Raw genomic sequence first — 23,966 nt, forward strand, 5'->3', positions numbered from 1 at the left:
GCGGAATGGCAACCGAGCCGCAGGTGAGCTGGGCTTCACATTCGTGAAGCAACGACCAAAGGGAGTGGCAATCCCGCCCGGGGTACCATTCGACTCGTTCGATTCACTCTCTCGCTCATGGCAGGCCATCCCTTCGAACGAGACGAATACCCTGAGCGAACGAAGAGAGTCGAAGGGGCTGGCGTGCCAGTTCATCGCTTATTGCTAAAGCAACGGCGGACAGCTAGATTCTCCGGCATGGGAAAACTGGAAAATACCTTTTCGTGGTCGTTCAGCGCAGCGGCGGATTTCGACGAATGCCGGCGGCGGCGCTATTGGAGCAAGTACGGCATGTGGGGCGGCTGGGAAAAGAACGCCTCTCCGGAAACAAAAAAGGCCTACCAGCTCAATAAGATGGATAACCGCTGGGGTTTGATGGGTCAGGCAGCAGAAAATTCAGTCATGCGCATTCTGCGCCAGCATCAGGCTGGCAATCCGATTACTGCCGACGAAGCATTCGAAACCGTCGCCCGTCCTTTCCTGCGCCAGAAGTGGACGGAATCCAAACGCGGCGAATGGAAGACTGATCCGAAAAAGTTCTGCTGTCTGCGCGAACATTATTACGGCGTGATGGGCGATGAAAAAGCGGTCGCCGAGCAGATGAGCGGTCAGATCAAAAACTGCATTATCAATTTTGTCGGCAAGGTTCTTCCGAGAATTGGAACCGTCGCCCGCGAACAGGAACTGCCGGTTAAAACGCCGGATATGGGCGGCGACCCGGAGAGCATCGAGTTCAACGGTGTGAAGATGTATGTGATTCCGGATTACGCTTATCGCGTCGGAGGACAGTTTCATATTCACGACTGGAAAGCCGGCAAGGTAAAAGAATCGCACCGCGAGCAGCTGGGGCTTTACGCGCTCTGGGCTCGTGAAAAATTCCGTGCCAAACCCGAAGATACGTTCCTCTACGTCGAATATCTAAACGAAGGTCTGGTCGCCCCGTTCCAGTTGACCGCCGAAGATTTCAAACTGCTCGAAGCGCGTATCGAAGATTCCGTGGCGGAAATGACGGAATATCTGGTTGATTTTGATCGATCCAGAAACGCACCGCTCCCGAAGGAGGAGTGGGAACTGGCGGCCGATCCGGCCTCATGCAAAAACTGCAACTTTTACGAGCTCTGCAAAGCCGAATTGTAGCCGCGATCCGTGATCGCGGATGTGTATGAAATGGACACGCATAAACACATGAAACGTCTGACCGGGATTTGGGAAAGCCACCCGCGTTATTTTGTTACGGCCTGTGTTCACGTGCGCCGGAAAATTCTAACTATTCCGGCTGTACACGAGATTTTGCGGAAGCACTGGGATAAATCTCTGGATCTGTACGGATGGGCAATCGGCTCGTATGTGATCATGCCTGACCACGTTCATTTCTTCTGCACGGATGCGTCTGGCACGACCACACTTTCGCAAATGATTGGTGCATGGAAGCAGTGGAGCGCAAAGGAGTTGACCGCACTTTTAGGGATTAGCGCCCCTGTTTGGCAAAAAGAATTTTTCGACCACTTACTTCGATCAAACGAATCCTATTCGGAAAAGTGGAATTATGTCCGGCAGAATCCGGTGCGTGCGGGGCTGGTGCTCGATGCCGATCAATGGCCTTACAAAGGACATGTTCATTATCTATAAAACCGAGGTCAAGGCCCTCGGCTACAAATGGAACGACGGCAGATGATCGCGGATGAACAATATTTCTATTTTTTCTCTGTTGGAAGAAGTCTGATTCGTGTCGGCTTGTTAACCACCGGCAGATCCATCCCTTCAACCCAGTAAACTTTGCCGGTGATCTGAAGTCGCATACCGGTAAACGTTTTCATTTGAGCCTCATTCCCGCGAACATAACAGACGGTGATGTCCGTAAAGTGATCATCCACCAGCTGATAAAGCGTACCGTCGAACGGCCGCAATACGCCGTAATAGGTTCCCTCGACGCCCTGCAGCTTGGAGGAATCTTCGACGAGCTTCTTCTTCGATGCCGCTGAGATGGATGTCATGACTTCCTGAACGGTCGGCTCCGCAACAGCCTGAACGACCGTCTGAGTTTTCTGCGTCGATGACGGCACCGCGACAGGCTCAGTTATCACAGCTCCGGGTGCATCAACATATTTGCGGCTGACCCAAACCGTCGTGTTGGAAGTTGGCGCAATCTTCAACCACTGAGCGATTTCTCCGCGAACATTCAAAACCGTTCCGCTGCTCGCTGTGCCGACTACGCTGTGGCTTAAACTCGGGCCGGAACGGATATTAAGCAGTTCCGTCCGCACCGTTTTATCGCTGACAAACTCGCCGCTCACCCAAAGGTCTATCGTCTCGGGCGGCAGAATACCGACCCATTCCGGATTGCTGTTATCTTTCAGAACCAGTTCGTCGCCCAGCATGGTGCGACCGAGTAGAACGGCGTTGGTGTCCGGCACGGCGCGCAGACTGACGCGATCGCCGACTACCTTTACTTTGACAGCAGCCTCTTCCGCATACGCAACGGCGGTCAGCGCAATGAGTGCAAACAGAATTTTTTTCATAACGTCTTTTCCTATTCCAGTCCGAACAAATGGATCGCATTCTGTGCGGTCGTTTTCGCCAGCGACTCTACTTCACAGCCGCGCAGTTCGGCAAGCCGTTTGGCAGTATCAACCACGAAAGCCGGCTCGCAACATTCGCCGCGATGCGGTATCGGCGCCAGATATGGTGCATCCGTTTCGATCAATAAACGATCATCAGGAATAAACTTCGCCACTTCGCGCAGCGGATCGGCATTGGCGAAAGTGACGATGCCGCTGAAGCTGATATAAAAACCGAGATCGAGCAGCGCCTTCGCCATCTTCCGGTCACGGGTAAAGCAGTGAACCACGCCGCGCCGCGCCGGATCACCTTTCCAGTGCCGGGAAAAATCGGTGAGCATCGCCAACGTGTCATCGTCGGCGTCGCGCGTGTGAACAATCACCGGCTTACGAAAATGGATGGCGGTTTCAAGACATTGGAAAAACAGCCGTTTCTGCTCTTTGGCTTTTTCCGGTTCGTAAAAATAGTCGAGCCCGGTTTCGCCGATAGCAACCGTTGAATCTTTTGCCGCCAGTTCACGCAGTGCTGTAATGTCGTAAATCGGTCCGGACGCCATATGCCGGTCGTAACCGGCGGCGGCGTAGATTCTTTTCGGGAAAGCTCCAGCCAGCATTTGTGCCAGTGCGTTGGCTTCCGGCGAGCCGCCGACGGCAATCATCTTCCAGACGCCGGAAACTTCCGCGCGCTCCAGCACGCGCTCCAGCGTGCCGTCCTTCACAAAGTCGTCAAAATGGACGTGCGTATCGAAATACATGACTTACATATCCAGAAAGTTCTGGAGGAGCTCTTTGCCGTGCTCGGTGAGAATGGATTCTGGATGAAACTGGACGCCGTGCACCGGAAGTGTTGTGTGCATCAGTCCCATAATTTCGCCTTCAGCCGTTTCGGCGGTGATCTTCAGGCAGGACGGCAGGCTTTCTCGTTCGACAATCAGCGAATGATAGCGCGTGGCATTGAACGGACTCGGCAGGCCTTTAAAAACGCTTTCGCCGTGATGCAGAATCGGCGAGGTTTTGCCATGCATCAGCCGCGCGGCGCGAACGACGTTGCCGCCAAACACGTCGCCGATCGCCTGATGACCCAGGCAGACGCCGAGCAGCGGAACGCGCGGGCCGAATTCGCGGATGATGTCGCACGAAATTCCGGCTTCACGCGGCGAGCACGGGCCTGGACTGACTAAAACTTTTTCCGGTTTGAGCGCGACGGCTTCGGCGACGGTGATTTTGTCGTTACGGAAAATTTTCATCTCCGCGCCCAGCTCACCAAGATACTGTACAAGGTTGTAGGTGAACGAATCGTAGTTATCGATCACGAGAATCATTTTGCCACCCCTTCCCGCGCGGCGGCGTAGTGTTTGGCCAGCGCGAGGGCTTTCATCATGCCGCGGGCTTTGTTGCGGGTTTCCTGATATTCCATTTCCGGAACCGAGTCGGCGACAATGCCGGCGCCAGCCTGAACGTAGGCTTTATTCTTGTCGAGCACGACGGTACGGATGGTGATGCAGGAATCCAGATTGCCGTCGAAACTGAAGTAGCCGACGGCTCCGGCGTACGGGCCGCGCTTCGACTTTTCGAGTTCGGCGATGATTTCCATCGCTCGGATTTTCGGCGCGCCGCTGACGGTTCCGGCAGGAAATGTGGCGCGCATAACATCATAGGCGTCGTGCTCCGGCGAAAGCGTTCCGGTCACGTCGGAAACAATATGCATGACGTGACTATAGCGCTCTATAACCATCTGCTCCGGCACTTTGATACTGGAAAATTCGCAGACGCGGCCAATGTCGTTACGTCCGAGGTCAACCAGCATAACGTGCTCGGCCAGTTCCTTCGGGTCGGCGAGCAGTTCTTTTTCCAGAGCCAGATCGTCCGCTTCGGTTTTGCCGCGCGGCCGAGTTCCGGCGATCGGACGGACTTCAATCCGGCGGTCTTCACAGCGTACGTGAACTTCGGGCGACGAACCGACCAGTGCACTTTCAGCGAGATCGAGACAAAACATGTAGGGTGACGGATTGACGGCGCGCAACGCACGGTAAACATCCAGCGAATCTGCCGTATTCTCCACTTCGAAACGCTGTGAAAGCACGGTCTGGATAATGTCACCGGAACGGATGTATTCCTGCGCCTTGCGCACCATGCCGCGAAACTCGTCCGGAGTGGTGTTGGACTGCGGCTCGATCGGCGCGACATCTAGATGTGCTTCGATCAGCACACGGCCAACCGGCTGCAGCAGCGCTTCACAAAGTTCATCAATTTCCGCCAGCGCTTCGTCATAGGCTTTATCGGGGTTGCCATCGACATAGGCATTGGCAACCACTTTCATGGTGTGGTTGACCCGATCAAAAATAATGATGGCGTTGGTGATCATCATCACCATGTCGGGATTGCCGATGACGTCTTTTTTGATCACCGGCACACGCGGCTCGAAAACGGAAATCATGTCGTAACCGATAAAGCCGACGGCCCCGCCGGTAAAACGCGGAAGCGCCGGATCGTGTACCGGCTGATAGCGGCTCATATAGGCCTTGAGCGCGTTGAGCGGGTCGGCGTCAGCGACTTTCGTCGTTGCGCCGTCTTCGGTGATTTCGGTGACAGAGCCGCGTGCGCGGAGGATGGCGCGCGGATTTCCGCCGATGAAAGAGTAGCGCCCGATATGCTCGCCGCCTTCGACGCTTTCCAGCATCCAGGTGTGCGAGGCGTGGTCTTTTTCGCGCAGAAATTTCCGTACGCGTTCATAGGCGGAAACCGGCGTTTCCTGATCGGCTAGGATTTCCTTCCAGACCGGAATCAGGTTCCCCTGCTTCGCCTTTTTCAAAAACGCTTTTCTATCCGGTTGCACACTCATTGAAACACCTTGTTTTAAAGCGCTTTTGTACCCGCAACGGCGGGCTGGCGCAAGTTTCCCGTTCCCAAACATTGAAAAAATCTTCCGCAAAAAAGCGTCACGGAATATGCAGATGATTTGCTGTAAACGGCTCATGGCCGCCGCATCATCCGCCCAGAATGGATTTCCGCTCAAACAGTTCCTGAGTTTTCTCGGGCCGGGGTTCCTCGGAGCCGGACGAACAGATCCTCAAGGAAATTGAAACCGGCGACTACGATCTCGTCGCGATGGCCACACACGGCCACAAGTTTCTTGGTGACATTCTTTCCGGGAGCGTTTCAGAAAGCCTGAAACACAAAATCCGCATTCCGCTGCTGCTTAAATCCGAACCGTCTTAGGTTGCGTCACAGCTAAAAAACAAACACGGGGCCGAACATAACCGACGTGTCCTTACTGGTGTTCTGTTCGGTGTATTCGAAGCGCCCCAAAACGCCTACCCGTTTATTGAACATGGCGGTTGCCCACACGCGAAACGTGCTGTTCAGTGTGCCGTGATCGAGATCGTTCGAAAGATAATACTTGGCATCGGCACCGAGCATCCGCCAGTGCCAGTAGGCTGAAATTCCGTACACGGCAATATCGGAACGGTCTCGATCGGCCTTCAGACCCCAGGCTGGCGGGAATTGGGTGGTCACGGTTTCGGGCGCATATCCGACGTACGGAGTGATTGACAAGTGTATCGGGCGGATCCGCCAAACCACACCGACTTTCCCCAATGGTTCACTGATGGTCACTTTGACGGTGCGGGTCTGAATCTGATGCCAGACATAACTGCCGCCCAGATACCAGGTCAGGTTCGCTTTTGGATCGCCGTACAGGCTGACCGATGAAATATTTCCCCAGACCTCGCTCTGGTTCACGTCCGTAAAAAACGTCGTGTTGTTTAATACGAAGCGCGGCGAGGCATACATCACAAAAAGACCGGACTCCGGGCTCATATCGGTCTGTCCGTTTTTTAAATTCTCGTTTGCAGCGACTCCGAAAAGCGGGCTGACAATCCACGCCGAAGTCGGGTGTGTCGCCGGACTTGCTTCTTCTGCTGGCAGGGCTTTCATCGCGCCCGCCAGTAAAATAAACAGACTTACGGCAACAACTCTCCGGAAGGGCTTACAAAAAATTATTTTCATTCAATCGTTCTGATCCGGAGTTTTATCTGCGTTCAGCTTACCGTTCCAGCCGTACCCGGTAAAATCCGGACCCAGCCTGATTAACAGTTGTTGTATAAACATTCAGCGGCGGCGTGGCAACATTGTTGCTCGTCAACGTGTTCCATCCGCTGATCAGATTCGACGACATCTGAACCGTGTAAAAGCGGTATTGAACACTGCTCCACCGGATCACCACGTTGGTTCCGCCGGTCAGCTGCGGAACATTCACAGCGAACACAGAAGTTTTATTCGTCGGATTGGTACCCGCCATATATTCGGCATAGTTGGACGCACCGTCACCGTCCGGGTCCGCATTGGCATCGGTGACGCCGTATGCTGACTTCCAGCTGTTCGGAATGCCGTTGCTACTGCTGTCTATGAAGACCAGCGAAATGGATACCGTCGCCGTGTTGCCAATGACCGTTCCGTCAAAAGCGTTGAACGTGAACGAATCCGAACCGTTCAAACCTCGTACCGGAATATAGGTCAGCGAAGGCGGTGTTCCAACCAGATGCCCGTTCACGGGCAGCGAGACAAGGTTGTAAGTCAGCGCGTTGGTTTCAGCATCCGTTGCCGTCAGCGTGACCGACACCGGGATTCCGTCGGTCGCGGTCAGACTCTGTGCCAGCGCCACCGGCGGGTCGTTGACCGGTGTCACCGTGATCGAAACCGTCGCTGTGTTGCCGGTCAAAACTCCATCGCTGGCCCGGAACGCAAAGCTGTCCGAACCGTAATAATTCGTCGCCGGAGTGTAGGTGATGGTGTTTGACGAAATCGTGCTGAGTGTCCCAAAGCTTGGAGCCGTCACCACAGCATAAGTCACCGCATTGGTTTCGGGATCAATCGCCACCAGCGTAATCACCCTTGCCGTATCTTCCACCACGTTGGTCACACTCTGATTCTGCGACACTGGCGGCAGGTTACTGTGTGTTACTGTGATCGAAACCGTTGCCGGAACCGAATCAGTAGAACCGTCGTTGGCTTTAAATGTAAAACTTTCCGCACCATAATAATTGGTCGCCGGAGTATAAGTGACTGTATTGGACGAAACCGCACCAAGCGTACCGTGTAACGGATTAGCAACAATGGAGTACGTCAGCGCATTGGTTTCAATATCCGTCGCCACCAACGTGACTACCTTGGCTGTATTCTCAGCCGTCGATGTGCTCTGTCCTTGCGCCACCGGCGGATCGTTGACCGGTGTCACAGCAATCGAAACCGTGGCGGGCGTGCTGGTCAGACTGGCATCACTCGCCCGAAAAGTGAAACTGTCTGAACCGTAGTAATTCGTCTCGGGCGTATAGATGACGGTATTGGACGAAACCGCACCAAGAGTTCCGTGCGCCGGATTACTGACGATAGCATAGGTCAATGCGTTGGTTTCCACATCCGTGGCAACCAGCGTAATCACCTTGGCGGTATCTTCCACCACATTGGTCACGCTTTGGTTCTGCGCTACCGGCGGGTCGTTCACCGGCATCACCGTGATCGAAACTGTGGCAGGCGTACTGGTCAAACTGGCGTCCTTGGCTGTAAAAGTGAAACTGTCCGCGCCATAATAATTGGTTGCCGGCGTGTACGTAATCTGATTGGTGGCTGTAATAGCGCTAAGCGTTCCGTGAATCGGACTGGTTGCAATCGCATACGTCAACGTGTTGCTTTGTGCATCCGTAGCGGTAAGCGTGATGGCCTTCGCCGTGTCTTCGGCATTGGTCACACTCTGACTGTTCGCCACCGGCGCGGTGTTTGCGACAGGTGGAGCGTAGGCAATGGATATATTTTTAAAATAGGTATTTCCAGTATCAGTACGCGTGCCCGCCGCGCTATTCTTTACAAAATTAAAAGAGTACGCCTGCCGATTGCCATCCGCACATTCCAGCTTGATAAAGTAAGTTCCATCCGGAACAACGTTTCCTAACTTATCTTTCAAATCCCAAGTAGCTGTCATCGGGCTTGGCGCGGCATGACTAGAACGTGTGGCACCCATCTTTCCATCAACAGATGCTCCATCGGCAGCATTCCACGTGCTCAGAGAAGTTTTCCGCGTTTCTCCGTAGCGAAGAATCGTCTTTACAATCGTACTGTTCGTTTGAGTTACCCATACAGCAACTACGTTTTGCTGCGCATACTGCCCCCCCGGAGCGGCTGTGTTAAAAGTCATATTGAATTCGGTTGCCGCAAAGGCTCGCCCGCAAACCAGAATTAAGATTATCGAAATTGTCACATTTATTTTCATACTTCACCTGCTGTTATGTCTGTTTAATTCAGTTCTCCAGATTAGAAGAAGATCGAAATATCGAATCCAAAAAGATCCAACTGGTTGTTTTTGTAGCCGCCAGTAAAGGTCGAGTTGAAGCTGCCGTTAGCAGTGTTACTCAGATAGATACTGTAGGCATGAGTATGGGTGTTATAACGCCAGCCCGCTGCCATGGATGGCCCATTGCCCGTATCATACCCACTAACTGGAAACGCCATTTCTCCGAAAAGCTGCTGACTTTTCGTCAATGCAAAGCTCAGGCTGACTGGAATTGCCATTGTATGACTCGAACCTTCCACGTTACTAAAAGGATCGGAAACTTCGCCCGGATATCTTTTGTTCAGTGCCTTACCATCCTGAAGACTGTTGGCACCTTCGAAGGTAGACAGCGAAGTATAAAGCAAGCCACTCCCTGCACGAAACCGCCAGAATGATTTTTCAAACAGCAACGCACCATTTCCAGCGTATTTCGCTTTGCCGTCATCCTGCCAAAAAGCTGTTGTTCCTACCGACAGCGATGCGTCAACACCCTGCTTGTTCTCATCGAGTAGCTTCACCTTTGTCATAAAATCCCACAGGTCATAGGATCCTTGTTCGAATGTCACTGGATCCTTTGTATAGTGTTGCCGGCCATTTACGCGCTGCATCATCACATCCCAGTTTTTTGTAATGCCATAGCCGAACAGGATACCGACTTTCACGCCAGACTCGAGTCCTAGCAGGTCGTTAAAGGGATCCCCGCTCCCTCCTTTTGCAAAAGTTTGATTCTGTGACGTATGGGCAAAACGTGCGTAAATGTCGCCCTTCGGAATGGTGGCGGTTTTCGGGAACAGCACGCCTACCGGCGTGCGGCGCATATTTTCAGTCCACTCATACGTTCCTTCGGGGAGAACTTCGGCAACTTCCTTGCCCTTTACACCCTTGCCATCCGTGGCAACAAACAACTGTTCTTCCAACTCGTTAATCCGGGATTTCGAAGTTTTCAGCTCCTGCTGAATCTGTGCTGTGTCAGCGGCAACCATCGGCGCGGTGCTCGCAGTTTTCAGTTGTCCTTCAAGTTCCGCTATCCGGCGGCTCTGTTCAGCGGCCTGCGCCTGAACAGCACCCAGCTCGTTTTTGGCGTTTTTCAACGCGGCTTCAAGGCGGGCCACATAGTCGCCCTGCTCGCCAGCTGAAATCGGTTTGGCATCATCGGCTCTGGCAGAAAAACTCAACAAGCCGGTCAGCAGAACGGCAGCACTTAGGATTTTCAATGTATTTTTCTTCATGAGTTCTCTTTCTGTTCCGCTTTATTTCACTTTAATTTCAACCGACTTCACATAGCCTTCGTCTTCGTGCACGCCGCCGGTATAGCCCGCCGGAAGAGGAATTTTAAAGTTGCGGTAGTGGCTGCCTTTATCCTTGCGGGATTCGATTCGCAGAACATAGGCGCCGCTCAGCAGATCATGACTGCCGATCTGCGCCGGAACGCTAAAGGTGCCGGTTTTGTTCCACCGAATGGTCGCGCCGCTCACGGCATCGACGTCAGCGGGCTTTTCTTTGGTCTTGGATTTAAAAAGCCATCCAAGCATGTCTTTGTAGTACTCTTTCTTTTTGGAAAAAATGTGCAACGTCTGAACAAAATCGCCGGTGTCATTTTCCAGCCAAACCACAATCATCGGCTCATCGCCGGTTCCGTTGCGCACCGAAAAAGTCATATCCAGCGTCTTGCCGGCGCTGTCGGCGTACAGAGCGGAAAAAACCGGCAGTGCCGTCAGCAGAGCCAGCGCCAAAACCATTTTACTTCTTTTCTTCATACCATCCCTTTCTATCGGTTAAGCATCATTATCGCCGCAAGAACCACTGAAACAACAACTAAGATTATTGCCGTGTTGCGCATAACAGGATTTCTGGATTGCACCCCCATTATAATTCCTGTCAGCGTAGCGATAACCATAAAGATACCGGTCAGATCAATCAGCACACGTTGTACCGGACTGCTCTTTTTACCCCGGTGAAGCTGAACCAGCGCGGCGGCCAAGCGGTTTTTCGACTGATGAACCTCGTACCGCTTCTGTGTCTTATCCACCACGACCGCCGTGTTCGCCCAAACCGATTCGACATTAAACTGAATCTTCTCTTTACCGTCCTCCACCGAACCTGCATCCAGTTTCCCAGAATACTTTCGCGCCAGTTCCTGTGCCAACTGCAATCCAGTCCTGGAGTCCGAATCCGCCGGAAGCACATGGCTTTCCGTCACGGTATAGCTACGATCCGGCAGACTGACCGCAACATCAAACCGTCCCCCTGCCATATCTTCGAAACGGATGGACGCCGATTCGTTCTGCAGTGAAAAATCTTTTGCGACTACGCCCGCTGGTAACTTGGCTTTTAAGTAGCCGCACAGCTCAGCCTGTTCAATCTGAATATTTTCCGGCACTTCAAAGCGGGTTTCTGAATTGAAGAGCGACGGACGGCTTGCCAGAAATCCGCTGAGTCCGAAGAAAAGAAAAAGAACACTCATCGCCAGCGAGGCGTAGATATGCAAATTCCGCACGCAGGTGCGCCAGAGCAGGCTGGACTCACTAGCCCCGGGCGCAGCACCGCTGGCAAAACTCTCCTTGAAAAACAGTTTCGCCGGATGCCTCTTCTTTTTCAGGATGTCCCGCAACCCGTTCATCATCGGGTCGCTGCCGCAGGTGTACACTTCTGTGTCCTTGGTCAGTGGATAGTTGAGAAAATGATCCGTCACCCGTCCGCGCAATCCGGCCCAGTCGTCATCGGCGAAATCAAGACAGGTGTACACGTCGAGATTCGGGATTTTCGCCAGCCGGTCGAGATAGAACAGGTCTTTTTCTTTTCGCTGTCCGAAATAGAGAGTCTTCTTAACGTCCGGACAGCTTTCAATCATCGCCACCAGCGGGGCCACGCCGGTACCGGTGCCTACAAACACCTTGGGATTTTTCGTTTCCTGTAAACAAAAACCGCCTTTAGGTTCCGTAACCTCTACTTCGCCGCCGACTTCGTAGTTGACGAAAAACGAACTGCCGCGCCCTCCTTGAACCAAAGTCACGCACAGAGTGACGGTCCCGTCCCGCATATCGACAATCGAATAGGCGCGGTTGAAATAGCCGATATCATCCTTAAAACGCACGGTGACATACTGGCCGGGTTTAAATTCGTTCAGCGCAGTCTTCAGCCGAACCTCCATCGCCGTATTCGAAACCGGTGTCTTCTCAATAATCAGCGCCTTGTACCAAGAAATCTGCAAGGAAGGATCGTCCCCTTCCAGTTCGATGGCCTGCACCGGACAGGAATAATAGGCATTAAGCAACTGCTTGTGATGCTTCTCATAGTCGCGTCCGACGGCCTCAGCGTGAACGGTGTAGGTCAGACGAAAAATCCCTTTGCAGGTCCGTTCACAATTGCCGCACCCGATACAATCCCGATTGCATTTTACGCTATGGATCATTCGAATATCCCCCACCCCGGACTTTTCACTTCCTTGATCTGACCGTTCTCACGAATCAGAAACAACGCTTCGCCGCCAAGCGGCTTAATAATTGCAAAAGTTTTTTCAGGGCCAAGTATGACACCGGTCGTTGACAGCGTGTCGGCCAGCCAGTTCTTCCCGGTTTCCGGAAAGGCGATACTCACCGAGAGAATATCCGTTTTCGCCGTATAGCCGGTGCGCGGATCCATGATGTGGTAAAATTCTTTTCCGTTGATCATGATCGGCTGTTCATAGTTGCCGCTGGTGGACGCCGAGAGTCCTTTCCCCGGATCATGAATTACGCACCACGTGTCGTCGCGGTTTTCCGGATGTTGCACGGCAATTCGGAAAGGCCGGTTCTTCTGTGAAACACCAAAAGCAGCCGTTTCGCCGCCGATTTGAACCAGCGCGCTCTGCGCTCCGCCCGCTTTCAGCATTTCAATCACATGATCGGCGATGATGCCTTTAACAATGCCGCCGAAATCAAACTGAAGTCCGGATTTGGAAAGCGTCAGCTGGTTTCCGGTCTGCCCGGTCAGATTCAGTCCACAACGTTCACGGACGGCGGACACCTCGGCATCGGACGGTAAAACGCCTCTCTTTGCCGCCTGCTTCCACAGATTGCGAATCGGTGCACAGGAAATATCAAACACGCCTTCACTCAACTGCCAGGACTGCCGGGACTTTTCGAAGGCTTCCGCCAGCATGGGAGAAAGAGTCACAGTTCCGGCGGCATTCAGATGGTTAATATCCGAAACTTCGCTCCCAGCTTTATAGTCGTTAAATACATTGTCGATACTTTCCAGATAAGCCCAGACCCGCTTGCTCAGCTCGACATCGCCGGGGTAATAGCGAACCTGAACAGAAATTCCGTAATACAGATCACGAACTTCCTTATACCAGCCATCTGCCTCCGCCGCCGCGCCTTGTGTTGCGCCGCCGAGCAGAGCCAGTAAAAATCCGGTTAAAATGACTTTGTTTACACGCATTCTGAATATCTTCAATATCTAAACCATACCATTTCGCTTTCCTATGTCACGTTAGATTTTGATTCGAGTGATAATTTATAATCACAGAGAGCGTTTTCTCTCAATTGCGCGAGATACAAGGTCTGGAAAATAAACCAGTACTGCCGGTTTCCAAATGGTTGCAAACACCGCTATACTCCGCGCCGATGAAACCATTTTGCCCCATTGAAAATCTGCGCGTCGAGAGCGTCACCCAGCTCATCACGCCGGAAAAACTGAAAAAAGAGCTGCCGTTAACCGACGTGTCGCGGGAAACCGTCACCGCTGGCCGCGAAGCCATTCGCGCCGTGCTGGAACGGCTTGACCCTCGCCTGCTGGTCATCGTCGGCCCCTGCTCAATTCACGATCCAGACGCCGCGCTCGACTACGCCCGCCGCCTCGCCGCGCTCAACGAAAAAGTAAAAGAACGCCACCAGATCGTCATGCGGGTCTATTTTGAAAAACCGCGCACCACCATCGGCTGGAAAGGCTTCATCAACGATCCGCACCTCGACGATTCCTGTGACATGGAATACGGCCTGCGCGCCGCACGCCAGCTCATGCTCGATATCACCGCGCTGGGTCTGCCGGTCGCCACCGAATTTCTCGACCCGATTATTCCGCAGTACATTGCCGACCTCGTCAGCTGGGCCGCCATCGGCGCGCGCACCATCGAATCGCAAACGCACCGCGAAATGACTAGCGGACTTTCCATGCCGGTCGGCCTCAAAAATGCCACCGACGGAAGCGTCCAGCGCGCGATTGATGCCCTGCTCGCCTGCCGTTCGCCGCACAGCTTCCTCGGCATCGATCAGGACGGCCGCAGCAGTATCGTTAAAACGCGCGGCAATCCCGACACGCATCTGGTACTGCGCGGCGGCGGCGGAAAAACCAACTACCACGCCGACGAAGTCGCGGCGGCTGCCGAAAAACTGCGCGCCGCCGGACTGCCGGAATTTATGATGGTCGATTGCTCACATGCCAATTCCGGAAAAAATCCGGCGCGCCAGTCCGAGGTTTGGAACGAACTGCTCGAACAGCGCAAACAGCCGGACTGTCCCGTCATCGGCGCCATGCTGGAAAGTTTTATCGAAGCGGGCAGTCAGCCGATCAGCAATCATCTTAAATACGGACAGTCCATCACCGACGCCTGTATCGACTGGGAAACGACAGCGGCCCTGTTGGGCCAGGTAACGGAGTAATGGAGTATCGGAGTTCTGCATACATGAGAAGCAAACCCAACAACTCCCATACTCCAACACTCCCATACTCCATTACTCCCTCCCTTCGCCTTCCCGCCGAATGGGAGCCGCAGGATGCCGTACTGATCTGCTGGCCGCACGCACAAACCGCCTGGGCTCCGTACCTGAATGAAGTCGAAGCGGTCTTCATGGATATTGCCGAAGCCGTGACGCGTTTTGAAAAACTGATCGTCGTCGTTCCCGATGAAGAGTGCATGCGAACCAAACTGGCGGCGCGCGGTATCAACATGAAAAATGTCGCGCTGTACGAAATTGAATCCAACGACGTCTGGGCGCGCGACTTCGGGCCGATCACGATTTATGAAAACGGTCAGCCGATCCTGCTCGATTTCACCTTCAACGGCTGGGGCGGAAAATTTAAAGCCGGACTCGATAATCAGATCAGCACCAAACTTTATGCGGCCGGCGCTTTCGGCAATACGCCGCTGCGTACCGTTGACCTGATTCTCGAAGGCGGAAGCATCGAAAGCGACGGCGAAGGAGCCTTGCTGACGACTGCCGAATGTCTGTTGAATCCGAATCGCAACGCACAGTTTAACAAAGCGCAGATCGAACAGCTGTTAACCGATGAACTGGAGATCAAAAACTTCCATTGGCTGGAAAACGGCGGGCTGGCCGGCGACGATACAGACGCACATATCGACACCCTCGCCCGGTTCTGCCCCGACAGCACCGTTCTCTATATGCAATGTCCCGACCCGGCCGACGAACACTATCCGGCACTCCGCAACATGGAAGACGAGCTGAAAAAAAGGCCGTACCGTCTGATTCCTCTCCCGTGGCCAGCGGCGAAATTCGACGGCTCCGGCAAACGCCTGCCCGCCACCTACGCCAATTTCCTCGTCATCAACGGCGCCGTGCTGGTTCCAACCTATAATGACCCCGCCGATTCCCAAGCCTTGGAAACCGTCGGAAAAGCATTCCCGAACCGTGAAATCATCGGTATAGACTGTTCCATACTGATTCTGCAGCACGGCTCGCTTCATTGCGTGACGATGCAGATTCCCAAAGGAGTTTTGTGATGGAAAAACTAATCGTCGGACTGGTTCAACAGTCGTGTACCGCCGACCGCAAGGCCAACATTGAAAAAAGCATCACCGCCATCCGCCGTTGCGCGGAACAAGGCGCGAAGCTGGTCGCGTTACAGGAACTTCACACCGGCCTCTATTTCTGCCAAACCGAAGATACGCAAAATTTTGAACTCGCCGAAAAAATTCCCGGCCCGTCCACCCAAACATTCGGCGAACTGGCGAAAGATCTCGGTATTGTCATCGTCACTTCACTGTTTGAAAGACGCGCGGCGGGCCTTTACCACAACGCCGCCGTGGTGATTGAAAGCGACGGAACAATCGCCGGCAAATACCGCAAGATGCACATTCCAGACGACCCCGGTTATTACGAAAAATTTTACTTCACTCCCGGCGACCTCGGCTTTACGCCGATCAAAACGTCGGTCGGCACGCTCGGCGTGCTGGTTTGCTGGGATCAGTGGTATCCGGAAGCCGCGCGCCTGATGGCGATGGCGGGCGCGGAAATTCTGATTTATCCGACGGCGATCGGCTGGGATCCGAACGAAAAGGAAGGCGAAAAAGCGCGTCAGCGCGAGGCGTGGATCACGATTCAGCGTTCGCATGCCATCGCCAACGGCATTCCGGTTTTGAGTGTCAATCGTACCGGTTTCGAACCTTCTCCCTGCGGCAATGGCGGCGCGCAGTTTTGGGGATCGAGTTTTGTCGCCGGATGCCAAGGTGAACTGCTGGCGCAGGCAAAACCAGACGGAGAAACCGAACTGGTCGTTGAACTTGACGGCAAGCGCAGTGAAACCGTCCGGCGCGCATGGCCGTTCCTGCGCGACCGGCGGATCGACGCCTACAGCGGACTTACCGCCCGCTTTCTGGATTAGTTTTTGTTTGCAAAACGAATGGATTATCCATACATTTTGCAAACGAAACCTAATGAAGCCCTACTTAGACAGCTATATCGAATCGTTGCTATCCAGCGGGCGCTACTTCTTTACCCGCAATGAACTGCATGAAAAGTTCAATGCAAATGAAGCGGCGATACGGCAATGTTTGCAACGACTGACCCGGAATAAGCTGATTCTTCAGATTCGAAATGGATTTTACGTCATCATCCCGCCGGAGCACCGAAACGCAGGAATTCTGCCGCCGGAAATGTTCATGGAGGATTTCATGCGTTACCTGAACCGTCCGTATTATGCCGGACTTCTGTCGGCAGCCGCATTGCACGGAGCCGGACACCAGCAACCGCAGACTTTTTCGGTCATCACCATCCGACCGCCGATTCGCCCGATTCAATATAACAACCTGAAAATCTGCTTCCCGGTTAAATCGGAAATGCCGCAGACCGGCATCGAACAGAAAAAAACTCCGGCCGGATACGTCGCCGTATCCTCGCCGGAACTGACTGCACTCGACCTGATGATTTATCTGAAACAGTCCGGAGGACTTCCGGCGGTAACCGCGGTGCTGGAAGAATTGAGTGAACTGCTGACCCCTGCGAAGTTAAAGCAGGTCGTCGGCGATTCCGTTCCATCCACTGCATTGCAACGCCTTGGCTTTGTGCTGGATGAAATCCTCAATAAGAAGGAGCTGGCTGATATACTTTACACCGAACTGCTGGCCCGCAATTTCTTCCACATCCCGCTCAATCCATCCGCCGATAAAGCGAACAGCCCCGTCAGCAAAAAGTGGAAAGTGTCCATTAACGTCGATCTGGAGGCTGAGCTGTGATTCCCCGCGCCTTTATTACCGCATGGAAACAGACCGCGCCGTGGGTCAGCGATGCGCAGGTGGAGCAGGATCTGGTGATTTCCCGATCATTGGTCGAACTTTTTTCCGACGGTCTGCTCGCGAACACGCTCGCCTTTCGCGGCGGCACAGCCCTGCATAAACTCTATTTTTCTCCCGCTCCGCGCTACTCCGAAGATATTGATCTGGTTCAAATCCGCCCCGAACCGATCGGGCCGGTTGTTGACCGGCTCCGCAAGCTGTTCCATTTTCTTGACGCTCCGAAAATCAAACAAAAGGATCGCAACACCACCCTGCTCTTCCGGTTTCAAACCGAGGTCGAACCGGTGATCAATATGCGGCTGAAAATTGAGATCAACTGCCGTGAACATCAATTCGTTTTCGGCCCGGTCAAAAAAAGTTATTCCGTTGACTCGCCGTGGTTCAGCGGCAAAGTTGATCTCACCACCTTTAAACTGGAAGAACTTCTGGCGACTAAAGTCAGGGCCCTCTACCAACGGCGCAAAGGTCGCGACCTGTTCGATCTCTGGTACGCCGACCAGCACACCGCTATCAACTGGCCAGTTGTCATGCAGGCCTTTCATCAGATCATGGAAACTGACGGCACGCCAGTAACGGAAAAGCAGCTCCGGCTCAACCTTGAAGAAAAACTGGCACATCCTGACTTCCTGACCGACATCAGCAATCTGCTGAGACCGGAAATCCGGTTTGAGACAAAAAGCGTGAGTCCTAATTTCTTGTGGAGCGAAAAATGAGCAGTCCTGAAACCTTAGAAGAATTTGGTTTTAATACGTGGTTCAAGGAACAGGCCGACGCTTCTGTTTCCAAGGACTGCAAGCCGGCCCGCATTACCGCCGTACACAAAGGCTGGTGCGACATCAGCGACGGCACCGAAACCCGTCCGGCAAAAACCACCGGCAAGTTGCGCCGCGAGGCCCGCACCACCAATGACTATTTGACAGTCGGCGACTGGGTGCTGGCGACCAATTTTGACGGCGGCGATTTCGCGATGATTCACTCCGTGCTGGAACGGCAGAATACGCTGAAGCGCAAAACGGCGGGCAAAGAAGTCAGCCACCAGCTGATCGCCGCCAATATCGACACGGCCTTCGTGGTTCATACGCTGGACAAGGGATTTAATCTGCCGAAGCTGGAGCGCTATCTTTCCATCGTGAACGAGAGCGGCATCGAACCGGTCGTTCTGCTCACCAAAAAAGACCTGCTGTCCGCCACAGAACTGAAAGAGCGTTTGGCTGAAGTGGAAGCCCGCCTGACGAACGTACCGGTTTTCGCTTTCAGCAACACCAACGGTTCTGGCCTGAAAAAAGTTCAGAAACTTTTCCAGCGCGGAAAAACATACTGTCTGATCGGCGCGTCCGGAGTCGGCAAAACCTCGCTGATCAACAGCTTGTTTGGCGAAGAGGATTTATATTTCACCCTGCCCGTCCGTGAAAGCGACGGCAAAGGCATTCATACCACGACGTGGCGCGAACTGATCGTGCTGAATAACGGTGCGCTGGTAATCGACACGCCCGGCATGCGTGAACTCGGCCATCTGGATACCGGCGCCGGAATCAAAGATACCTTTGAAGAACTCACTGCGCTGGAAGGTCAGTGCCGGTTCAGAGATTGTGCGCACACCAAAACCAAAGGCTGCGCGATTGAAGCGGCGGTTGAAGCCGGAACGATTCCGAAAGCGCGCTACGAAAACTTTATCCGCATGCGGCAGGAAACCGCCGCCAACGAAAAATCCCTGCGCGAACAGAAGTGGAAGAATAAGTAGCCTACGGCTGTTCCATCAGCCTGCCGAAAAACGCCGGAACCGGAGCTTCGAAACCCATCCGCTTTCTGCTGTGCGGATGATTGAATGCGATGCGGCGGGAGTGCAGAGCCATCCGCTCAAACTTTTTTCCTTTGGGGCCGTACTTCGTGTCGCCGACCACCGGATGACCGAGTTCGGCCAAATGAACACGGATCTGATTCTTCCGGCCTGTCAGCAGATTGATTTTCAGTTCGCTGAACAGTTTGTTTTCCCGCACGACGGTGTACTGCGTCTCCGACCACTTCCCTTTCGTCTGGTCGGTTGAATAGACAAACTGATCGTCATTTTCCGCCAGATAACTCGAAAGCGTTCCGGATTTCTGCGCCAGCGATCCGTTGGCGATGGCCAAATATTCTTTCTCTACTTCCTTCCAGTGATCTTTGAGATGCTGCTGAACGGCTTCGGTCTTGGCGAAGATCAGCAGGCCGGATGTTTCGCGGTCGAGCCGGTGAACCACAAAGGCACGCAACCGGGAACGGGCCGCGCCTTTACGCAAATAATCGGTCAAAACCCGTTCGGCAGTTTGCGTTTCGTCGCGGTGAAAACTCATCGTCAGCAGACCGGGCTCTTTGTTGATCACCAGCAGGTCGCGGTCTTCAAAAAGAATTTCCAATCCTCGCGGACGGTGTTTGCGCGGCGTTTTCATGAAACAGATAAAATCTTTCCGGTTGAGCCGGCGCGGAATGAAAATTTACCGCCCGGCTTTTTGTCCATCAGCGCCGCACCGATCGGCGACGACGGGGTAATCACACTGACCGCGAGTCCTTCAAAATTAACCTCGATGCCGCCGGCGCACGGCAGCAGAAAGCAAAGCATCTTTTCCTTATCCAGTTCTGTCTCAACCAGCGCGCCAACGCCGATAGGCAAACTGTCATAAACCGGAATCATGAAGGTACGCAACGTTTCGAGATCAGCGACCAGCGCTTTAAACTGCATGGCGTGGCCGCGCGCCAGATAGGACGATTCCAGCCCGCAGGTGTCCCACTTGGTTTCGGCGCGCGCCTCGCCATCGGTCGCGCCAGCGGAAGCCTGCTGATTCGCCGCCCGCTGACGGCGGAGATCGTTCTCCAGTTCGGTAATCACGGCACGCAGCAGAGCGGTTTTATTCATTTGTGCGCCTTAAGCATGCGGGCCGCGGAACAAATCAACGCCGAAAAAACCGGAATGCGGGGGAACACAACCAGATCGTAAAGCGAACGACCCTGGACGTTCCATTCCTTATGCCAGTCGCAAACCGCCATGCAGTTGATTTCGTCCACATCGCCCTGCGCGATGGAATTTTCAATCACCTTGGCGAACAGAAGATTGCCCGGCGTGCAAAACGAATAGTCGTCGCGGTAACCGATTTTAATCACATACAGCGTGCGGTTAATCCGCATGGCAAAGTGCGCGGCAATCGTTTTCCCATCCGCTTCCAGAAAATTCCACTCCATCCAGCCGTGCCGCTCGAGCCGTTCTGCCGCCGCGAGAAAAAGTGCGGCGTTCTCTCTGTCGTCTTGAATCGCCGAATTCCGCTCGCCCTTCCAGCCGCTGCTCTCAACCTCCATAAAGTGCGCCAGATTTTCAGCGACCGTCCGGCTGGTTTCGCGGAGGAGAAAACGGACGTCCGGCAGCTCCTCGAGTTTGCGCCCGCGCCGCTTGAGCTGACGGCGAAAGCCGTGCGACAGCCCTTCGTGGTACGCATTGTAATCTACCGGAAGCCGGATAAAGTTTTCCGCGCCCGCCGGACGGCAGACCGCAGAACATTCCTTCTGCTTAAAGCAAATCATGGACGGCGAACTGTCCGGCAGCGACCGGAACCGGATCAGCGGCCAGCCTTTGCGCGAAACCTGAAGATGCTTAATGAATGTTCCGAGCAGATTTTCCCGTCCGCGCAAAGTCAGACAGTCAACCGATGCCGTATGCAGAAGATCATGCGGCATTTTAAACAGCAGAACCGGACGGAGCGGCAGTTTGTACGAACGAACCGTAATCAGTGGAAGCACGCCGACCAGCCGGTCGCCTTCGTACGCAAAAAGGCAGAGCCAGCGTTCGCCGGGAATCAGCCGGTGTTCAAAAAACGCGCTGATCCACGGATACGACAGCATCGGCGAGGCGGTGGTCGATTGAAGCAGCAGCTCCGCCCAGGCATCGGCATGTTTCCCAAGCTCCGGAAACGTATCCACCTCAACGATCCGGAGGCTTCCGGACGGCGAGGCGGATTCGTCTGGCTGGAGCCGTGCTTTCATCAACGGTCAGTGTTTTCGAGCTGAAGAGTGCCGAAGTCAATTTTGCGGTAGTAGCAGTTGCGCGGCTGGCCTGCGTCGTTCTTGGTGTGGCAGATTCCGCCGCGATTCGGACGGACGATGAACAGCAGTGAGTTCTGCTCGCAGTTGACGCGCGCTTCGAGCAGCTCAAAGGTTTCGCCGGAGGTCAGACCTTTGATCCAAAGCTCCTGCCGCGACGAACTCCACAGCACCAGCATCTTGCGCTTCAGCGATTCTTCGAACGCCAGCTTATTGATGTAGGCGACCAGAATCACTTCCTTGGTATCGGCGTGCTGAACGGCAACCGGAATAATTCCCTTGGTGCCGGCAACCGCCTTCTCCAGCTTGTTCCAGTCGAGTTCGAGTTTCTGCCCTTCTTCCAATTCCTTGCTCATGATTTTCTCCGTTTGAAGACCGGCAATATACACAGCCGCCCTGAACCCTGCCAGTCTTAAGGTAGACGCGACGCCCTCGTCGCGTTGCTCCAGGTGGAATGCGCCGTCTCGGCGCGTTTAAGCGTGCACAGAGTGCCCGCTCCACCTTTGGATGGTTACAGCTATCTCAACCACAGATAAACGCGACGAGGGCGTCGCGTCTACATTTCTCCTGCCCTATTGAGCGCAGGTATTCTTTGATCTGGCGGATGGTGAATTCACCGAAACGGAAAGTTCGCTTTGTAATCCGACCCGTCAATCGTTACTCTGCAACGGTTTTCATCAAGGAAGTTACCGACGAAAGGATTCACCATGTACACGAGTTTTCATCCCGGCAAAGTCTGGCTGGATACCAACGGCAACCGCATTCACGCCCACGCCGGATCCATCATTACCATCGGCGACACGTTCTACTGGTACGGCGAGAACAAAGAAAAAACTTTGCCCGACTCCGGAATCTGGCATTGGGGCGTCCGCATGTACCGCTCAAAGGATCTCTACAACTGGGAAGATATCGGTCTCGTGCTGCCGCCGGTGCCCGAGGACAGAGAAAATCCGCTGCATCCGGCACAGTGCATGGATCGTCCGCACATTCTGTTCTGCGCCAAGACCGGTAAATTCGTCATGTGGGTAAAAATCATGGGCGGAGGCGGCATCCAGTATCCGGTCATCGCAACCGCCGATGCTATCACCGGGCCGTACACTGTAATCAAGAAAACCAGACCGCTCGGCATGAGCTGCGGCGATTTCGACCTAGTCGTCGAGCCAACCGACGGAAAAGCCTACTATTACTTTGAACGCGTACACAGCGAACTGATCTGCGCCGACCTGACCGAGGACTACACCGATGTCACCGGCTATTATTCGACACACTTTCCTCTCATGGGACCGCCCTCTGTCCGTGAAGCACCGGCCTATTTCCGACGGGGTCGCATGCACTATATGTTCACCTCCGGGACAACCGGTTACTATCCGAACCAAAGCGAAGTCGCCTGTGCGTGGAGCTATCACGGCCCGTGGAAGGTGCTGGGCGATCCGCATCCCGGAGATACCGAGCACAAATCCTATCAGTCGCAGATCACCAGTGTTTTTAAACATCCAGGTAAAGAAAACCTGTATATCGCTCTGGCCGACCGCTGGATGCCTAACTTCCCCGAGCAAAACACTTCCATTGCCGACTACGTCTGGCTGCCGGTGCGCTTTGACGGCGAAATGGCCTATCTCGACTGGCACGATGAGTGGCGGATTGAGGATTACGAATAAGGCGGCGTGCTTCGAACGGCGCGTTACAACCGTACCGTTACGCCCTTCGAGCGCATGTATTCTTTCACTTGGCGAATGGTGAATTCGCCGAAGTGAAAGATCGAGGCGGCGAGTACGGCGTCGGCTTTACCAACGGTGACCGCTTCGACCAGATGATTGAGCGTTCCCGCGCCGCCGGAGGCGATGACCGGAACGCCGACCGCTTCGGAAATGGCGCGGGTGAGTTTTAAATCGTAACCGTTCTTCGTGCCGTCGGCGTCCATGCTGGTCAGCAGAATTTCCCCTGCGCCGCGCGCGACGCCTTCCTGCGCCCATTCGATGGCATCCATCGGCGTCGGATTGCGTCCGCCATGCGTGTAAACTGTCCACAAACCGTTGTCGTTCCGGCGGGCATCAATCGCCAGCACGGTACACTGACTGCCGAACTGTTCGGAACAGACGTTGAGGATTTCCGGATTGTTGACGGCGGCGGTGTTGAACGAAACTTTGTCGGCTCCGGCATTGAGCATGCGGCGGACGTCGGCGGGCGTACGGATTCCACCGCCGACGGTGAGCGGCATAAAAACCTGTTCGGCGACGCGACGGACAATATCCACCATCGTGTCGCGTCCGTCGCTGGAAGCGGTGATGTCGAGAAAGGTCAGTTCGTCAGCGCCCTGCGCTTCGTAGGCTTTGGCGCACTCCACCGGGTCGCCGGCATCGCGCAGTTCGACAAATTTGACGCCTTTGACGACGCGGCCGCCGGTTACATCCAGACAAGGTATGATTCGTTTTGCCAACATAGGTTTTGGAGTTAACCACTAATG

The 23,966-nt window shown here is 54.1% G+C and carries 25 protein-coding genes; 10 read left to right on the forward strand and 15 right to left on the reverse strand.

Going from position 1 to position 23,966, the window contains the following annotated elements; translation table 11 throughout:
* Window positions 1-237: 237 nt before the first annotated feature.
* Complete coding sequence (locus HOO88_06730) at window positions 238-1,176, forward strand: hypothetical protein (GenBank protein ID NOU36448.1); 939 nt, start codon at window positions 238-240, stop codon at window positions 1,174-1,176.
* A gap of 48 nt (window positions 1,177-1,224) precedes the next feature.
* The gene (locus HOO88_06735) at window positions 1,225-1,668 is read left to right on the forward strand and encodes a hypothetical protein (protein NOU36449.1); all 444 of its coding nucleotides are present in this window, start codon (window positions 1,225-1,227) and stop codon (window positions 1,666-1,668) included.
* A 65-nt stretch (window positions 1,669-1,733) separates the two neighbouring features.
* Here the strand turns inward: HOO88_06735 and HOO88_06740 are convergent, their stop codons facing one another.
* The 4 genes from HOO88_06740 to trpE are packed head-to-tail and all read right to left on the reverse strand — an operon-like array spanning window position 1,734 to window position 5,439.
* Window positions 1,734-2,558, reverse strand: a complete 825-nt coding sequence (locus HOO88_06740; GenBank protein NOU36450.1) for an SH3 domain-containing protein — start codon at window positions 2,556-2,558, stop codon at window positions 1,734-1,736.
* A gap of 11 nt (window positions 2,559-2,569) precedes the next feature.
* Complete coding sequence (locus HOO88_06745; protein NOU36451.1) at window positions 2,570-3,352, reverse strand: TatD family hydrolase; 783 nt, start codon at window positions 3,350-3,352, stop codon at window positions 2,570-2,572.
* Between the two features lie 3 nt (window positions 3,353-3,355).
* On the reverse strand, window positions 3,356-3,919 hold the full coding sequence (locus tag HOO88_06750; GenBank protein NOU36452.1) for an aminodeoxychorismate/anthranilate synthase component II: 564 nt from the start codon (window positions 3,917-3,919) through the stop codon (window positions 3,356-3,358).
* Window positions 3,916-5,439 carry an anthranilate synthase component I gene (gene trpE / locus HOO88_06755; GenBank protein NOU36453.1) on the reverse strand — a complete coding sequence of 508 codons (1,524 nt, stop codon included), beginning with the start codon at window positions 5,437-5,439 and terminating at the stop codon, window positions 3,916-3,918. The genes HOO88_06750 and trpE overlap by 4 nt, the downstream gene beginning before the upstream one ends.
* A 224-nt stretch (window positions 5,440-5,663) precedes the next feature.
* Here trpE and HOO88_06760 point away from each other — a divergent pair, with 224 nt between their 5' ends.
* Window positions 5,664-5,816: a universal stress protein gene (locus HOO88_06760; protein ID NOU36454.1), complete on the forward strand. Its 153-nt coding sequence runs from the start codon at window positions 5,664-5,666 to the stop codon at window positions 5,814-5,816.
* A 12-nt stretch (window positions 5,817-5,828) separates the two neighbouring features.
* Here HOO88_06760 and HOO88_06765 read toward each other — a convergent pair whose 3' ends face one another.
* The 6 genes from HOO88_06765 to HOO88_06790 all read right to left on the reverse strand — a co-directional run bounded on the left by HOO88_06765 (window position 5,829) and on the right by HOO88_06790 (window position 13,344).
* Window positions 5,829-6,605 carry a hypothetical protein gene (locus HOO88_06765; protein ID NOU36455.1) on the reverse strand — a complete coding sequence of 259 codons (777 nt, stop codon included), beginning with the start codon at window positions 6,603-6,605 and terminating at the stop codon, window positions 5,829-5,831.
* A 37-nt stretch (window positions 6,606-6,642) separates the two neighbouring features.
* Entirely contained in the window at window positions 6,643-8,787 is a 2,145-nt protein-coding gene (locus HOO88_06770; GenBank protein NOU36456.1) for a tandem-95 repeat protein, read from the reverse strand.
* Window positions 8,788-8,903: 116 nt separating this feature from the next.
* A complete protein-coding gene (locus HOO88_06775; GenBank protein NOU36457.1) occupies window positions 8,904-10,151 on the reverse strand; it encodes a hypothetical protein in 1,248 nt (415 codons plus the stop codon).
* A 21-nt stretch (window positions 10,152-10,172) separates the two neighbouring features.
* Window positions 10,173-10,679, reverse strand: coding sequence for a DUF2271 domain-containing protein (locus tag HOO88_06780; GenBank protein ID NOU36458.1), 507 nt, complete (start codon window positions 10,677-10,679; stop codon window positions 10,173-10,175).
* A gap of 11 nt (window positions 10,680-10,690) precedes the next feature.
* Complete coding sequence (locus tag HOO88_06785) at window positions 10,691-12,334, reverse strand: hypothetical protein (protein ID NOU36459.1); 1,644 nt, start codon at window positions 12,332-12,334, stop codon at window positions 10,691-10,693.
* The gene (locus HOO88_06790) at window positions 12,331-13,344 is read right to left on the reverse strand and encodes an FAD:protein FMN transferase (protein ID NOU36460.1); all 1,014 of its coding nucleotides are present in this window, start codon (window positions 13,342-13,344) and stop codon (window positions 12,331-12,333) included. The genes HOO88_06785 and HOO88_06790 overlap by 4 nt, the downstream gene beginning before the upstream one ends.
* Window positions 13,345-13,529: 185 nt before the next feature.
* Here HOO88_06790 and HOO88_06795 point away from each other — a divergent pair, with 185 nt between their 5' ends.
* From HOO88_06795 to rsgA, 6 genes are read left to right on the forward strand one after another with little or no spacing between them, the layout of a single operon-like run.
* Window positions 13,530-14,564 carry a 3-deoxy-7-phosphoheptulonate synthase gene (locus HOO88_06795; GenBank protein ID NOU36461.1) on the forward strand — a complete coding sequence of 345 codons (1,035 nt, stop codon included), beginning with the start codon at window positions 13,530-13,532 and terminating at the stop codon, window positions 14,562-14,564.
* A 23-nt stretch (window positions 14,565-14,587) separates the two neighbouring features.
* On the forward strand, window positions 14,588-15,646 hold the full coding sequence (locus tag HOO88_06800) for an agmatine deiminase family protein (protein ID NOU36462.1): 1,059 nt from the start codon (window positions 14,588-14,590) through the stop codon (window positions 15,644-15,646).
* On the forward strand, window positions 15,646-16,527 hold the full coding sequence (locus HOO88_06805; GenBank protein NOU36463.1) for a carbon-nitrogen hydrolase: 882 nt from the start codon (window positions 15,646-15,648) through the stop codon (window positions 16,525-16,527). The genes HOO88_06800 and HOO88_06805 overlap by 1 nt, the downstream gene beginning before the upstream one ends.
* A 52-nt stretch (window positions 16,528-16,579) precedes the next feature.
* Window positions 16,580-17,377 carry a hypothetical protein gene (locus tag HOO88_06810; GenBank protein NOU36464.1) on the forward strand — a complete coding sequence of 266 codons (798 nt, stop codon included), beginning with the start codon at window positions 16,580-16,582 and terminating at the stop codon, window positions 17,375-17,377.
* Window positions 17,374-18,150 (forward strand): nucleotidyl transferase AbiEii/AbiGii toxin family protein, encoded by a 777-nt coding sequence (locus HOO88_06815; GenBank protein NOU36465.1) that lies wholly within the window; start codon window positions 17,374-17,376, stop codon window positions 18,148-18,150. The genes HOO88_06810 and HOO88_06815 overlap by 4 nt, the downstream gene beginning before the upstream one ends.
* The gene (gene rsgA / locus HOO88_06820) at window positions 18,147-19,178 is read left to right on the forward strand and encodes a ribosome small subunit-dependent GTPase A (protein ID NOU36466.1); all 1,032 of its coding nucleotides are present in this window, start codon (window positions 18,147-18,149) and stop codon (window positions 19,176-19,178) included. Before HOO88_06815 ends, rsgA begins: the two co-directional genes overlap by 4 nt.
* Window position 19,179: 1 nt before the next feature.
* On the opposite strand, the gene HOO88_06825 is transcribed toward rsgA, so the two are convergent.
* From HOO88_06825 to HOO88_06840, 4 genes are read right to left on the reverse strand one after another with little or no spacing between them, the layout of a single operon-like run.
* Window positions 19,180-19,863 carry an RluA family pseudouridine synthase gene (locus HOO88_06825; GenBank protein ID NOU36467.1) on the reverse strand — a complete coding sequence of 228 codons (684 nt, stop codon included), beginning with the start codon at window positions 19,861-19,863 and terminating at the stop codon, window positions 19,180-19,182.
* Window positions 19,860-20,327, reverse strand: coding sequence for a transcription elongation factor (locus HOO88_06830; protein ID NOU36468.1), 468 nt, complete (start codon window positions 20,325-20,327; stop codon window positions 19,860-19,862). The genes HOO88_06825 and HOO88_06830 overlap by 4 nt, the downstream gene beginning before the upstream one ends.
* Window positions 20,324-21,445, reverse strand: a complete 1,122-nt coding sequence (locus tag HOO88_06835; protein ID NOU36469.1) for a GNAT family N-acetyltransferase — start codon at window positions 21,443-21,445, stop codon at window positions 20,324-20,326. The genes HOO88_06830 and HOO88_06835 overlap by 4 nt, the downstream gene beginning before the upstream one ends.
* Entirely contained in the window at window positions 21,445-21,861 is a 417-nt protein-coding gene (locus tag HOO88_06840; protein NOU36470.1) for a phosphoribosyl-AMP cyclohydrolase, read from the reverse strand. Before HOO88_06840 ends, HOO88_06835 begins: the two co-directional genes overlap by 1 nt.
* A gap of 348 nt (window positions 21,862-22,209) precedes the next feature.
* On the opposite strand from HOO88_06840, the gene HOO88_06845 reads away from it, so the two are divergent.
* The gene (locus tag HOO88_06845) at window positions 22,210-23,160 is read left to right on the forward strand and encodes a family 43 glycosylhydrolase (protein NOU36471.1); all 951 of its coding nucleotides are present in this window, start codon (window positions 22,210-22,212) and stop codon (window positions 23,158-23,160) included.
* Window positions 23,161-23,183: 23 nt separating this feature from the next.
* On the opposite strand, the gene hisF is transcribed toward HOO88_06845, so the two are convergent.
* Entirely contained in the window at window positions 23,184-23,942 is a 759-nt protein-coding gene (gene hisF / locus HOO88_06850) for an imidazole glycerol phosphate synthase subunit HisF (protein NOU36472.1), read from the reverse strand.
* Window positions 23,943-23,966: the final 24 nt, after the last annotated feature.

The organism is Kiritimatiellaceae bacterium (genome assembly GCA_013141415.1).
Classification (GTDB): Bacteria; Verrucomicrobiota; Kiritimatiellia; order Kiritimatiellales; family Tichowtungiaceae; genus Tichowtungia.

What these genes read in the sequence shown, in the direction of transcription:
- HOO88_06830 (NOU36468.1), bottom strand. Translation starts at nt 20,327, where the DNA reads ATGAATAAAACCGCTCTGCTGCGTGCCGTGATTACCGAACTGGAGAAC.
- HOO88_06765 (NOU36455.1), bottom strand. Translation starts at nt 6,605, where the DNA reads ATGAAAATAATTTTTTGTAAGCCCTTCCGGAGAGTTGTTGCCGTAAGT.
- HOO88_06780 (NOU36458.1), bottom strand. Translation starts at nt 10,679, where the DNA reads ATGAAGAAAAGAAGTAAAATGGTTTTGGCGCTGGCTCTGCTGACGGCA.
- rsgA (NOU36466.1), top strand. Translation starts at nt 18,147, where the DNA reads ATGAGCAGTCCTGAAACCTTAGAAGAATTTGGTTTTAATACGTGGTTC.
- HOO88_06835 (NOU36469.1), bottom strand. Translation starts at nt 21,445, where the DNA reads ATGAAAGCACGGCTCCAGCCAGACGAATCCGCCTCGCCGTCCGGAAGC.
- HOO88_06825 (NOU36467.1), bottom strand. Translation starts at nt 19,863, where the DNA reads ATGAAAACGCCGCGCAAACACCGTCCGCGAGGATTGGAAATTCTTTTT.
- trpE (NOU36453.1), bottom strand. Translation starts at nt 5,439, where the DNA reads ATGAGTGTGCAACCGGATAGAAAAGCGTTTTTGAAAAAGGCGAAGCAG.
- HOO88_06735 (NOU36449.1), top strand. Translation starts at nt 1,225, where the DNA reads ATGAAACGTCTGACCGGGATTTGGGAAAGCCACCCGCGTTATTTTGTT.
- HOO88_06810 (NOU36464.1), top strand. Translation starts at nt 16,580, where the DNA reads ATGAAGCCCTACTTAGACAGCTATATCGAATCGTTGCTATCCAGCGGG.
- HOO88_06750 (NOU36452.1), bottom strand. Translation starts at nt 3,919, where the DNA reads ATGATTCTCGTGATCGATAACTACGATTCGTTCACCTACAACCTTGTA.
- hisF (NOU36472.1), bottom strand. Translation starts at nt 23,942, where the DNA reads ATGTTGGCAAAACGAATCATACCTTGTCTGGATGTAACCGGCGGCCGC.
- HOO88_06800 (NOU36462.1), top strand. Translation starts at nt 14,588, where the DNA reads ATGAGAAGCAAACCCAACAACTCCCATACTCCAACACTCCCATACTCC.
- HOO88_06745 (NOU36451.1), bottom strand. Translation starts at nt 3,352, where the DNA reads ATGTATTTCGATACGCACGTCCATTTTGACGACTTTGTGAAGGACGGC.
- HOO88_06770 (NOU36456.1), bottom strand. Translation starts at nt 8,787, where the DNA reads ATGACTTTTAACACAGCCGCTCCGGGGGGGCAGTATGCGCAGCAAAAC.
- HOO88_06740 (NOU36450.1), bottom strand. Translation starts at nt 2,558, where the DNA reads ATGAAAAAAATTCTGTTTGCACTCATTGCGCTGACCGCCGTTGCGTAT.
- HOO88_06790 (NOU36460.1), bottom strand. Translation starts at nt 13,344, where the DNA reads ATGCGTGTAAACAAAGTCATTTTAACCGGATTTTTACTGGCTCTGCTC.
- HOO88_06795 (NOU36461.1), top strand. Translation starts at nt 13,530, where the DNA reads ATGAAACCATTTTGCCCCATTGAAAATCTGCGCGTCGAGAGCGTCACC.
- HOO88_06730 (NOU36448.1), top strand. Translation starts at nt 238, where the DNA reads ATGGGAAAACTGGAAAATACCTTTTCGTGGTCGTTCAGCGCAGCGGCG.
- HOO88_06785 (NOU36459.1), bottom strand. Translation starts at nt 12,334, where the DNA reads ATGATCCATAGCGTAAAATGCAATCGGGATTGTATCGGGTGCGGCAAT.
- HOO88_06805 (NOU36463.1), top strand. Translation starts at nt 15,646, where the DNA reads ATGGAAAAACTAATCGTCGGACTGGTTCAACAGTCGTGTACCGCCGAC.
- HOO88_06845 (NOU36471.1), top strand. Translation starts at nt 22,210, where the DNA reads ATGTACACGAGTTTTCATCCCGGCAAAGTCTGGCTGGATACCAACGGC.
- HOO88_06775 (NOU36457.1), bottom strand. Translation starts at nt 10,151, where the DNA reads ATGAAGAAAAATACATTGAAAATCCTAAGTGCTGCCGTTCTGCTGACC.